Origin of the sequence: Ruminococcus sp. AF20-12LB (assembly GCF_003478985.1) — a bacterium.
In the GTDB taxonomy this organism is placed as follows: Bacteria; Bacillota; Clostridia; order Lachnospirales; family Lachnospiraceae; genus Blautia_A.
This window is the reverse complement of the sequence record NZ_QUGH01000016.1, coordinates 15,547-28,039: the sequence shown is the minus strand read 5'-3', so window position 1 is coordinate 28,039 and position 12,493 is coordinate 15,547. Positions and strand designations below refer to the sequence as shown.

12 protein-coding genes are annotated in these 12,493 nt (G+C 44.7%); 1 reads left to right on the top strand and 11 read right to left on the bottom strand.

The features are described from left to right. Positions 1–121: 121 nt before the first annotated feature. From DWX61_RS16265 to DWX61_RS16240, 6 genes are all read right to left on the bottom strand, one after another. Positions 122–2,488 carry an ATP-dependent DNA helicase gene (locus tag DWX61_RS16265; RefSeq protein WP_118626407.1) on the bottom strand — a complete coding sequence of 789 codons (2,367 nt, stop codon included), beginning with the start codon at positions 2,486–2,488 and terminating at the stop codon, positions 122–124. A gap of 178 nt (positions 2,489–2,666) precedes the next feature. Beyond that, positions 2,667–2,888 carry an HPr family phosphocarrier protein gene (locus DWX61_RS16260; protein WP_118513597.1) on the bottom strand — a complete coding sequence of 74 codons (222 nt, stop codon included), beginning with the start codon at positions 2,886–2,888 and terminating at the stop codon, positions 2,667–2,669. Between the two features lie 317 nt (positions 2,889–3,205). Continuing rightward, a complete protein-coding gene (locus tag DWX61_RS16255) occupies positions 3,206–4,525 on the bottom strand; it encodes an aspartate kinase (protein WP_118513599.1) in 1,320 nt (439 codons plus the stop codon). Positions 4,526–4,707: 182 nt separating this feature from the next. Then, complete coding sequence (locus DWX61_RS16250; protein ID WP_015525835.1) at positions 4,708–4,989, bottom strand: DUF2325 domain-containing protein; 282 nt, start codon at positions 4,987–4,989, stop codon at positions 4,708–4,710. Positions 4,990–5,132: 143 nt separating this feature from the next. Further along, the gene (gene tsaA / locus DWX61_RS16245; RefSeq protein ID WP_118626357.1) at positions 5,133–5,822 is read right to left on the bottom strand and encodes a tRNA (N6-threonylcarbamoyladenosine(37)-N6)-methyltransferase TrmO; all 690 of its coding nucleotides are present in this window, start codon (positions 5,820–5,822) and stop codon (positions 5,133–5,135) included. 86 nt (positions 5,823–5,908) lie between these two features. Then, positions 5,909–6,775 (bottom strand): GGDEF domain-containing protein, encoded by an 867-nt coding sequence (locus DWX61_RS16240; protein ID WP_182434034.1) that lies wholly within the window; start codon positions 6,773–6,775, stop codon positions 5,909–5,911. A 288-nt stretch (positions 6,776–7,063) separates the two neighbouring features. Between DWX61_RS16240 and DWX61_RS16235 the strand changes: the two genes are divergently transcribed. Further along, complete coding sequence (locus DWX61_RS16235) at positions 7,064–7,318, top strand: hypothetical protein (protein WP_118513605.1); 255 nt, start codon at positions 7,064–7,066, stop codon at positions 7,316–7,318. A 75-nt stretch (positions 7,319–7,393) separates the two neighbouring features. Here DWX61_RS16235 and DWX61_RS16230 read toward each other — a convergent pair whose 3' ends face one another. The 5 genes from DWX61_RS16230 to DWX61_RS16210 all read right to left on the bottom strand — a co-directional run bounded on the left by DWX61_RS16230 (position 7,394) and on the right by DWX61_RS16210 (position 12,485). Beyond that, a complete protein-coding gene (locus DWX61_RS16230) occupies positions 7,394–8,137 on the bottom strand; it encodes a DeoR/GlpR family DNA-binding transcription regulator (protein WP_118513772.1) in 744 nt (247 codons plus the stop codon). Positions 8,138–8,207: 70 nt separating this feature from the next. Further along, complete coding sequence (locus tag DWX61_RS16225) at positions 8,208–8,465, bottom strand: HPr family phosphocarrier protein (protein ID WP_015525831.1); 258 nt, start codon at positions 8,463–8,465, stop codon at positions 8,208–8,210. A gap of 41 nt (positions 8,466–8,506) precedes the next feature. Further along, positions 8,507–10,420: a PTS fructose transporter subunit IIABC gene (locus DWX61_RS16220; RefSeq protein ID WP_118513607.1), complete on the bottom strand. Its 1,914-nt coding sequence runs from the start codon at positions 10,418–10,420 to the stop codon at positions 8,507–8,509. Between the two features lie 20 nt (positions 10,421–10,440). Next, complete coding sequence (pfkB, locus tag DWX61_RS16215) at positions 10,441–11,352, bottom strand: 1-phosphofructokinase (RefSeq protein WP_118513609.1); 912 nt, start codon at positions 11,350–11,352, stop codon at positions 10,441–10,443. A 338-nt stretch (positions 11,353–11,690) separates the two neighbouring features. After that, positions 11,691–12,485: an aminotransferase class IV gene (locus DWX61_RS16210; protein WP_118626353.1), complete on the bottom strand. Its 795-nt coding sequence runs from the start codon at positions 12,483–12,485 to the stop codon at positions 11,691–11,693. Between the last annotated feature and the right edge of the window lie 8 nt (positions 12,486–12,493).

The window sequence follows — 12,493 nt, the reverse complement described above, 5'->3', positions numbered from 1 at the left end:
ACTTCTTTCACTTTTCTTATGATCCTGTTTTACAGTTTCCTGTCCTGATCCGGCATCCACGCATTCCTCCGGTGATTTTCCAGATAAAGACTCTATAAGTATATCGGATTTCTCCGTTCTGTCAAGTAAACCTCTTCCAGAATGTCTCCACTGCGCCTTCTACCGTATCCAGCCTGCAGCCTGTACGGTCCTGCCATTCCCGGGGAAAGATTTCCTGGTAATCCCGGTCCCAGAAGCGGTCATCCAGAAGCAATATCACGCCTTTATCCTCTTTTGTGCGGATCACGCGCCCGGCGGCCTGAAGCACCTTGTTCATACCCGGATAGCGATATGCATAATCAAAACCACAGTGATTCTTTTTATCGTAATACTCTTTCAGGATCTCACGCTGACTGCCGATCTGGGGAAGTCCGGTTCCTACGATCACTGCCCCGATCAGACTTTCCCCTGTCAGATCAACACCCTCGGAAAAAATCCCTCCAAGGACACAGAACCCTACCAGGGTACCTTCCCGTTCCTGAAATTCCTCCAAAAATCCTTCCCGTTCCTTTTCTGTCATATCCGGTGTCTGACACACGCAGCGCACCCAGTCTACGGAAAATTCTTCCTCATAAACCTGCAGTACGTCTTCCATAAGACGATACGACGGAAAAAACACCATATAATTTCCCGGCCTCTGCCAGACACACCTGGCAATATATCCGGCGATCTTCCGGTATTCTGCACGATTTCTCCGGGTATACCGGCTGCTTACATCGCTGCCGATAAGAATCCTGCGGTTTTCTTTTGGGAAAGGAGACTGCACATAAATCCCATATGCATCACGATCTGTTGTCAAAAGCTCCCGGTAATAGAGCATTGGAAACATTGTAGCTGAAAAGAAAATAGCACTTCTCCCTTTTTTCAGGTATTCTCTCAGATTTTCTGCCGGGTTCACACAGAACAATCTCAGGCGAAATCCTTCTTCCACGTGGTTTTCGGTATACACCACATAATTTTCATCTACCAGTTCTGAAACATTTAAAAAATCACGCACTATAAAATAAAATTCCAGGATTTCCCTGCGCAGTTCTTCTTCCAGCTCTTTTTCCTCCAGGATTTCTTCCAGTTCACCTGATATTGTAAGAAATGTGATCGGCAGTACTCCGGGATTGGGCAGCACCTGATACCCTTTTCCCGTTTCCGCAAGGTTCTCTTCCAGTTCCATCATCTGGCGATTTGCTTTGTCCAGTGTTCTGGCCAGTTTTGAAAAACGCTTTTTTATCTTCTTTCGAAGGGCGACCAGACTCCGGCGGGAAATACCGGCACTGTACATCTCTCTGCCACGTTCTACCAGATTATGTGCCTCATCGATCAGAAAAATATGATCCCCGGAAATATTTTCCCCGAAAAAACGTTTCAGATGAACATTGGGATCAAACACGTAATTATAATCACAGATGATCCCGTCTACCCAGATTGAAAGATCCAGACACATTTCAAAAGGGCACACATGCCATTTTTCTGCATGAGCACGGATCACTTCTCTGGAATATACCTCTTCTGTGGTCCAGAGCTCATAAACCGCATCATTTACCCGGTCAAAATGTCCCTTTGCATAAGGACATTTCTCCGGTGTACATTCCGGAGTATCCTGAAAACACAGTTTTTCCTTTGCCGTGATCGCCGTTACCTTGAATTTCAGACCTTTTTCCCGCAGGATATGGAATGCCTCCTGCGCCACAGTTCCTGTGATGGTTTTTGCGGTAAGATAAAAAAGTGTTTCCCCTTTTCCCTCACCGATAGCGCGCACCGAAGGAAAAATGGCAGACATGGTTTTTCCCACACCGGTAGGTGCCTGAACAAATAAGGTCTTCCCGCTGGAAACCGTATGGTACACACCACTAACGATATCCCGCTGTCCCTCTCTGTATGGAAACGGAAACTGCAGATCCTTCATGGATGCATTCCTCTCTTTTTTCCAGTTAAGGGAATATGCGATCCATTTGTGATAGGCATCCAGAAGCTTCTGATACCAGCCTTTAAGCTCCTCTATGGAAAAATCCTCACGAAATCTCCTGGTTTCTTCCGTCTCAAGATGAGCGTAGGTCATCTGAATGTGGATTTCTGAAATCCCTTCTTTTTCTCCCCAGATCAGTCCGTAACACATAGCCTGGGCACGGTGAACCGCTACTGGTATGTCCATTGCCTGGACATTTCCGTAAGTTCCCTTGATCTCGTCAATATAAACGGCTCCGTCCTCTGTAAAGATCCCGTCTGCACGGCCCTCAACCTGAATGACCACATCGTCGTATTCACTTTCTTTTTTCAGAGAAACCTCTGCCTGATAATCGCCCTTCATACTCCGCTGTATCTTGCGGTGAAGCCTTCCGCCTTTTAACATGGCTTCCTTATCTCCGGATGTCCCACTGCTGTTATCCAGATCTCCGCTCCTCAGTATAAATTCCACAAGATTTCTGACAGAAATCCGCACTCTTGGTTTTTCCATATTTTCACTCCCGGCAGCTGCCGGAATTCCAGCCCGGCAACTATTCTTTTTCCATGCTATACTAGGATTATACCATAAAATATGATCCGAAAGCTCCCCATAATAAAAAGGACGCATGTTCTGCTTTTCTTCTCATGAACTGCGCCCTTTTATCACCGTTTTTCCTTATTCATATTTCTCAACCTACTGCATACTTGGAAAGAACACGGTTAAAATCCTCATCTTCTCCGTAACACTTTACTGTCAGAGTCTTTGTCAGATCCAGACTCAAAAGTCCGAGGATCGACTTTGCGTCAATGATAATACGGTTATAAAATACATCAATATCAAATTTACATTTGCTGGCTGCACTGACAAACTCCTGTGCACTTTTTTCATCCAGTTTGATCTGTTTCTCCATGGCTGACTGCCTGCCTTTCTGATTTTTTTATATGTCAGTTTTACACAAAAGTTAAGTTTTTGTCAATACTGTTTATTTCATATCAAGCATTTTTCGACACAATGTACAATATCTTTGTCTTTCCTTTGGAAATCCTGTTGAATTTGATTGTATTATTTTTAGTCCAAAAAAATCCGCCGCAGAACGTGTAATATACTGTCCTGCGACGGATTTAATCAATCGGATATAAACAAAATCCGTTTCCGGATTTAATCGATCGGATATTCGGAATCCGCTTCGCTACTTCCTCATAAACAAAATCCGTTTCCGGATTTTGTTTATATTCGTGTCAGAACAAAAATATCGTAGATTGCTCTGACTGCTTTTTCGAAATCACGGTTCTCTACACCGATGATGATATTCAGCTCACTGGAACCCTGGTCGATCATTTTTACATTTACATTTGCATGGGCAAGAGCAGAGAAGATCCTTCCTGCAGTGCCTCTCTGGGATTTCATTCCACGACCAACAACTGCGATCAGTGCAAGGTCAGATTCCATCTCCACAAAATCAGGCTGTACCAGACGGTGGATACCTGCGATAACCTGCTGCTCTTTCTCCTCAAATTCGTCCTGATGAACATATACAGTCATGGTATCGATTCCGGATGGTACATGCTCAAAGCTGATCCCCTGATCTTCAAATACCTGAAGTACCTTGCGTCCGAACCCAATCTCACTGTTCATCATGGATTTCTCGATATTAATAGAGCAGAAGCCTTTCTTTCCGGCGATACCGGTAATAGTAAATTTCGGCTTCTTACAGGTGCTCTCTACGATCAGAGTACCTTTATCCTCCGGGCTGTTTGTGTTACGGATATTGATCGGAATTCCCTCTTTACGAACCGGGAAAATGGCATCCTCATGAAGAACAGTAGCTCCCATGTAGGAAAGCTCACGAAGTTCTCTGTATGTGATTGCCTCGATAGGCTCCGGATTGTGAACGATGCGTGGATCTGTTACAAGAAAACCGGAAACGTCCGTCCAGTTCTCATAAATATCTGCATGAATAGCTTTTGCAACCAGAGATCCGGTCACATCAGAACCACCTCTGGAAAATGTCTTTACCGTGCCATCTGCACATGCGCCGTAAAATCCCGGAATAACCGCATGCTGGGATTTGCTGAGTTTTTTGGAAAGGAGTTTATTGGTCTCCTCCGCTTCCAGATTACCAGCTTTATCAAAACGGATCACAGAAGCTGCATCCACAAAATCATATCCAAGGTATGCAGCCATGATCTTACCATTGAGGAACTCTCCTCTGGATGCCGCATACTGGATTCCTGCCTGTGCACGGAAATCTTCATCGATTTTCTTGAACTCCTCCTCAAGAGAAAGGCTCAGTCCGAGGCCCTTGATGATCTCATAATATCGCGCCTTGATCGCATTAATCTTCTCAGTGATATCCTCCCCTTTAGATGCTGCGTCATAACATCCATAAAGCATATCAGTCACTTTGATATCATCGTCAAATCTCTTTCCCGGAGCTGACGGAACTACATAACGGCGGCTCTCATCACTGCGGATGATATCGCCCACTTTCTGGAACTGCTCCGCATTTGCAAGAGAACTTCCACCGAATTTTACAACTTTTTTCATGATAACACCTCTCACCTGTAATTTCGACTTCCAGCGCTGCATTTTCACCATTCACTGCAACGCTTTACCACAGAAACCTACGGCTATTTTATTGAATAATTTGTAGTTTTGCAAGCCTTTCTGTAACATTTCTGCAAAAAAAGTCAAATTATACAAGAGAAAAGTATCTCCTGACCGGTTTCTTATGCACAGTACTGCTTCAGAATGTTCTCAAGAGCTGCAGCGCTGCTTGTATGACAGCGGCATACCGGAATGGATTTTTTCTTTGCTTCTTCTACTGCGCAGTTTACCATTTTGTGGGAAACAGTACTTGTGAACAGGATCATCAGATCCGGCACCCCGATCTTTTTCTTCATGGCTCCTTTTTCCTTGGCAAAGACTTTCGCCTTGCATCCGAAGCCTTTACAGATATCCTCATACTGACATACCATTCTTTCATTACCACCTACAATTACAACGCTCATAATTCACTCTCCTTTGATCTCTGAACTTTTATATGACTGTTTCAATGTTATTTTAAACTAACTTCATTTTTAAAATAATGAGTTAGCGTTTGCTAACTCATTTATTATAATATCATCACTTAAAAAGTTTGTCAAAGGTATTTTTAAATTTTGTCTGATTTTTTATATTCTGTGATCTCACATACTGTAAGTATGCCGTTTTTTACCTGAAAACGAACATCCATCCCTGCAAAAGGCATTCCGTATATCCTCTCCGGATCTTTCTGGTAGGCAGGCCTCGGATCTTCTCTGAGCACACCTTCCAATGCAGAAAGCTTGTCTTCCGGGATCCTTGCCTTCCATTCTTCCGGGATTTCCACCTGTAGAAAATGCTGCTCCACCTTCGTCGCAAAGCCGCCCAGTGCTTCCGGATGACAGTCTGCCACAGGCAGATATGGCTTGATATCATAGATGGGGGTTCCGTCCATCAGGTCCGCACCGGATACGATCAGTACAGGAGCTTCTTTACTTTCCATGTCTATCTTTTCAAGCTTCACACAGGATAAGCCTACAGGATTGGGGCGGAAGGGCGATCTGGTGGCAAATACACCCATCCTTTCATTTCCGCCCAGACGTGGCGGACGTACCGTAGGGGACCAGTTTTCACGGATCGACTGTGAAAACTCCCACAGCAGCCAGATATGCGAAAAATCTTCCAGTCCCTTTACCGCTTCACGCACCCGGTATTCCGGTTCAAAAACAATACAGGCTGCCAGTTCTTCCACTCGGCCGCTCTGACGTGGGATTCCGAATTTTGTCGGAAAATCACTTCTGATCCTTGCGATTATCTTCATATCGCCCTTCTCCTTTTACCTGCCAAAGAAATATCTCTTGCGTCTGTTACATAATTCTGCCTCCAATGGCTGTTCTGCCATTTCCGTCAGATCCGCTTGTAAACAACACAGTTTTTTTGCCGCTTGGCCTGATAGAGAAGCATGTCCGCTTCTACCACTCCATCTCTGACCTTACAGTTTCCATATACACCTCCCACGCTCGTGGAAAGCCGGATTTCTTTGTATTCCGGCACATCTGCCATTGCGATCTCTTTCCGGATATCTTCCAGCTTCTGCTGAAATACCTTTTCCGGAATTTCTTCAAACATCAGAAGAAATTCGTCTCCTCCATAACGCAGTACCACGTCATTTGCCCGCACATGATCAAAAATCGTTCTGACAATGGTGCACAACGCCGCATCTCCGGCTACATGGCCATAGCTGTCATTGATCTGTTTAAAATTATCCACGTCGATCATAGCTATAGCCCCCATCTTATCCAGGGATTTCAGCTGTTCCTCAAAATATCTCCGGTTTCTGGCACCAGTCAGCGGATCTTCATATAATTCCCGATTGAATTTGCTGATCTTATCGATCAGAGGCCCGCTTCCGTAAGCTCCCAGAAAAATCTTATCCGTCATTTTAAAGACCATTTCCATAACAAGAGGTGTCCCGTCTATAACCACATATTTGGCGATCACCTGGTAAATGTCATCATTGACGAACTCAAATTTCGTCATTCTGTTTTTGCGGGCAAAAACTTTGGCAGAAATACAGTTCTCACATCTTCTGTTTTTATTCCACACTGCAAAGCATTTATGTTCTGCTTCATAAGAGCAATCATCTGAGCCAATATTTACCGGAGCTGTACGGCTGACATCCACCAGTCTTACAATGTCAAAAACCGTCTTTAGAATTTCTATTTCTTTATTTACTTCCTGGGCAGTCATAAATACGCCCTTATCTTTATTCATAGTATTTTCCTGCGTTTCTGAAATATTATATACATCCATGATAACATTACTGTTCACCCCGTTCTCAGTAACACGCTTCGCGATGCACAGAATTTATGCTGATCGCATAAATTCGCGCAGTATGTCTCGGGTTTTCTGTGACCTTCGCTCACAAAAAACACATCGCGGAATATTACCAGTGAACAGTAATATGATAACACATCGTACATTAATTCACAATTGTATTTCATCGTCATTTATGCTATTGTATAGTATATAAGAAGTAATATTTTTATCAGGAGGTTTCATATGGCACAGAGACGTACAAAGATAGAAGTACTCAATGAGAAAATTTCCAAAGTAGATTCCAAGATTGCTGCCTACACCGAAAAGATAGCAGCGCTGGAGGATGAAAAAACTGCACTGGCAGCTCAGCTGGATGAGATCCGCAAAGCTGAGCAAAAAGCAAAGGAAGCTACCGAACTGAAACGTCTGCTCAAGCTGATGCACAAAAAAGATATTTCCGTGGAAGATCTGGAATCCATGATCTCCAAGGAAGATTGAGACAGATCCTTAACGAATAAAAAACCGGTTTACGAAGAATTTTTCTTCCAAACCGGTTTTTTATTTGTGATCTTTCTATGATACGATCTGTATATTTCTGCAATCTTTATATTCTTTGGAACAGCTTTCCGTCAGAATTACCGCTCCGTCAAATGAAAAGAATGTCACCGCACTGATCTGTCCGAATTTGGAGCTGTCAGACACCACGTACTTTTCCAGACACTGCTCCATGGCTGTTCGCTTTACCAGTGCCTCATTGGATTCCGGCGTGGTAAAACCTTCTCTCTGAGTCATCCCATTGGTCCCGAAAAAGCCCTTGGTAAAATGATAATTCTTCAGCATCTGCATGGCCTGACTTCCGATCACAGCTTCCGTAGATCCCTTCAGCTCTCCGCCGATCAGCAATACACGAACTCCCATCTGAGCCAGAGCCCTGGCATGGGAAACACCATTGGTGACAAAAGTCGCCCCGGAGCCTTCCAGATGTTCCAGCATATATCCGGTAGTCGTTCCCGCATCCAGATACACAAAATCTTCCGGACGGATCAGAGCTGCCGCATAGGCTGCGATCTTCTTTTTTTCTTCAATATTCAGCTCAACTTTCTGGGCTACGGTAGGCTCATAGGCATTGACAGTATGTTCCAGCGCTACCGCACCGCCAAAAACCCTGGTCAGCCTCCCCGCCTTGTAAAGCGCCGTGATGTCTCTGCGGACCGTAGATTCCGATGCATCCAGGATATCTTTCAGCTCTGTTACCGTAACACTGTTTTTTTCTCTGAGAAGGCCGAGTATGATCTCGTATCTCTGCTCCGTCAGCATTCCTTTTCCTCCTTGAAAAAAAACATCCCGATCACCGGACCGGGATGCCTTCTGTTCACTCATTCTGAGATTACAGGTTCTCCTGCATGAATTTGCTTACTGCCTCGTATGCTGCATCCTCGTCTGCACCATCGAATGTAAAGGTAACCTCATGGCCCTTCTTTACGCCAAGTCCCATAAGTGCAAGAAGCTTTCTGCACTCTACAGTCTTGCCATCCTTCTCGATAGTGATCTTGGACTCGAAACCTTTTACAAGCTTCACAAGCTCTCCGGCCGGACGTGCATGGATTCCTTCGTTATCTGTCACTACATACTTGAATTCTTTCATTTCTTTATCCTCCAGGTTTTTTATTTTTAATTTTAAAAAATTTAAGCAACCTTTTTCTTCAGTACACCGAGAAGCATAGCTGAGATCAGAGTTCCCACAACCAATGCGACCAGATACATCAGTGCATTACCTACAACCGGGAATACGAAGATTCCACCGTGTGGTGCCATCAATGTACAGTTGAAGAACATGGAGATCGCTCCGGCTACTGCGGAACCAACGATACAGGACGGAAGTACATGGATCGGGTCAGATGCCGCAAAAGGAATCGCACCTTCTGTGATAAATGCAAGTCCCATAATAAAGTTGGTCGGTCCTGCCTCACGCTCTTCTTTTGTAAATTTGTCTTTAAACAGCAGAGATGCAAGTGCGATGGCACACGGAGGAGTCATACCTCCTACCATAACTGCTGCCATAATGTCATAGTTTCCTGCCGCAATAGCTGCTGTACCAAATACATATGCTGCCTTGTTGAACGGACCACCCATATCAATGGCCATCATACCACCGAGAATCAGCCCTAAAATTACTTTACTTGAATTTCCCATACCTGTCAAGGCATTATTTAATCCTGTATTGATACCACCCATGATCGGCTCTACAATAAAGGTCATACAAAGTCCCATAAGGAGGACACCAACGACCGGATAGATCAGTACAGGCGCTATTTTTTCCAGTGCTTCCGGAAGCTTATCACAAACCTTACGAAGTCCGAGGATCAGATATCCTGCAAGGAAGCCTGCAAGAAGAGCTCCAAGGAAACCGGATTTTCCGTTTGCCGCGATCATACCGCCCACAAGTCCAACTGCAAGTGCCGGTCTGTCACCGATGGCCATTGCGATAAATCCTGCCAGGATCGGAAGCATAAAACCAAACGCAGTGCCACCAATACTTTTCAGAACAGCCGCTGCCGGTGTGATTGTACCAAAGTTTGCTCTCTGGTCTGCAGGAAGGGAATTTAAATCTATACTTAAACCATCAATCAGGAACGCAAGAGCGATCAGGATACCACCGCCTACAACCAACGGAAGCATGTGAGATACACCGTTCATCAGCTGCATATAGATCTTGTGGCCTGCTCCGCCGCCTGCTTTTGTATTTGAGGAAGAGCTCTGACTGCCTGCTGCCGCATGATATACCGGAACATCTCCGGAAATCGCACGTTCAACAAGCTGGTCCGCTTTGCTGATTCCATCAGAAACCTGACATTCGATGACTTTCTTTCCATCGAAACGATCCATAGGAACCTTGGCATCTGCTGCTACGATGATGCAGTCTGCCTCCCGGATCTCCTGATCCGTAAGTACATTTTTTGCTCCGCCGGAGCCTCGTGTCTCTATTTTAATGAAACAGTCTTTCGCCTTCGCTGCTTTTTCCAGTCCCTCTGCTGCCATGTAGGTGTGGGCAATACCTGTGGGGCAGGAGGTAACTGCCAGCAGTTTAGCTCGGGCTCCTTCGGAACTTCCTGTATCTGCCAGTCTTTCATCAATATCTTTTTTCTCATCATCTGCCTTGTCGATGATCTCCATAAATTCATCTACAGAATCTGCGTTGCGTAAGGACTCTGTAAAATTATCATCCATCAGCATTACGGAAAGCTTGCTGAGTACATCCAGATGAATGTTATCTTCTGTATTCGGTGCTGCGATCAGGAAAAGAAGGGTAACCGGCTCATCATCCAGTGCCTCAAATTCCACACCGTTTTTTACTACCATGGCAGCAAGTCCCGGTTTCTTTACCGCATCACATTTTCCATGAGGAATGGCGATTCCCTCACCGATTCCTGTCGTACTTTCTTCCTCTCTTAAATACACCTGTTTCCGATAAGCTTCCCTGTCGCTGATCTTTTCGCTTTTTACCATAAGATCTACGGCCATGTCCAGCGCTTCGGATTTCGTCTTCGGTGCCGCATCCAGTGATATGCTTCTTTTGTCAAGCAAATCTGTGATTCTCATCTTCTCTTCCCCTTTCTTATTTACTCCTCTGTCACCTGTTCATATACAGCCTGAATCTCTTCCCTTGTGGCAAGATTTTCAGAAAATGCACTTGCGCTTCCTGCGGAAATTCCCATGTGAAATGCATATTCGTGATCCTGTTTTTCCATCCAGCCTGCCATAAAGCCTGCTACCATGGAATCTCCGGCTCCTACGCCGTTTACCAGTGTTCCTTTCGGTGCCGGTTTCTCAAATACCTGACCATCTTCCGCTACCAGGACAGCTCCCTCTCCGGCCATTGAGATCAGCACATTTCTGGCTCCTTTTTCCTGGAGCTTCTTTCCGTAAGGAATCACATCCTGACGGGTCTTAAGCTCTACGCCAAAGATTTCTCCAAGCTCATGGTTATTGGGCTTCACCAGGAACGGATGATACTTCAGTACATTCACAAGAAGATCTCTCGTTGCATCCACAACGATCATCACACCTTTCCCGTCCAGTCTCGCCATGATCTTCTCATACATGTCATCCGGCATGGATGATGGAATGCTTCCTGCCAGGAAAAGCACATCTCCTTCTTTCAGTGTGTCAAGCTTTTCCATCAGCTCCTGAACTTTTTCTGCGCTGATCTCCGGTCCCATTCCGTTGATCTCGGTTCCGTCAATGGATTTCAGTTTCAGATTAATCCTGGAAACACCTTCCGGGATCCTGATAAAATCGGATTTTACTCCCATTTCCTCAAGTTTTCTTACGATTTCATCTCCAACGAATCCTGCCATAAAACCAAGTGCGGTATTCTCAATCCCGAGGTTCATCAGCACTGTGGAAACATTGATTCCTTTTCCGCCCGGAAGCATCAGCTCGGAACTGGTCCGGTTGGTAAGCCCCAGTTTGAAGTTTTCTACGGAAACGATATAGTCCAGAGATGGATTAAAAGTAACGGTACAGATCATTTCTTTCTCCTCCCTATTTGTTAAGCGGGTATTCGCATTTCTGCGGGTTTCTGACCGCTTTTTGTTGTTCCTTATTTGTTGAACTTAGTATACTTTCAAATTCGTTCAAAGTCAACCAAACTACTTCACAAAATTTATGACCGTTTTTGGTTGAGTTTGCACAAAAAAGTGCATCATCCCTAGTATTTCCAGGTTGATGCACCTTTATCCCTGATTGTCTTGGTCATATTCTCTCAAATTCCGTTATCATTCTATGTATCATTTCGAATTCCTGATTATACTTCCGCCATCTTCAAGTACATTTCTCATTCCGGAATGTGATGGTTTCGCAATAACCTTTATCCGACTTGTTTCTTATTCACAGTATCTCTGACCATCTTCTGATATTTTCCCATCAGCTCCTTCGTCACTTTGTCTTCCTCGAATCGGATTCCCTCAATCTGGCGCACCGGCATGATCCCCATCAGGGAATTGGTGACAAAGCATTCCTGATACCATTTAAGATCCTGAACATAGATATAAGTTTCTTCCACCTCTTCCGTGTCACAAAGGTATTCACGGAGGATTCCCGGGAGAAGTCCGCAGCTGACTTTTGGTGTATAGATCACGCCTTTTCGCACAAAGAATACATTGCTTACTGTCCCTTCAGATATCTGTTTCTTTGTATTCAGAAACAACCGTTCATCCATTCCTGCAGCTGCTGCATTTCGTTTTTCCAGGATACAGTCCCCGTAATTCATGGTTTTATGATATACAAGAGGCGATGTTTCATTCCGTTTCACCTTGCTGACATCCATGGTAAAGCCTTTTTCATAATTCTCCGGCGTATAATGATTGGCACGAAGAGAATACACTGCATTTTCCTTTGTGAGCATGAGCTTCAGCGCACAGTGTTCCAGTCCGTCAAATTCTTTTTGCACCTCCGGACGTTTTTTTTGTTCTTTCAGATACTCTTCAATCTTCCCGGCTGTGATCCCCCGTACTGTCGGATCACCCAGCTTCAGGAAATCTGCCGCCCGTTCCAGTCTTTTCAGATGCTTTTCAAGAAGTATGGGGGTTCCCTGCTCTATTCCTATGGTCTCAAATGCTCCCAGACCAAACTGAAAACATTCGTCTAAGGTTATGTTGTTCATCTCCTCTG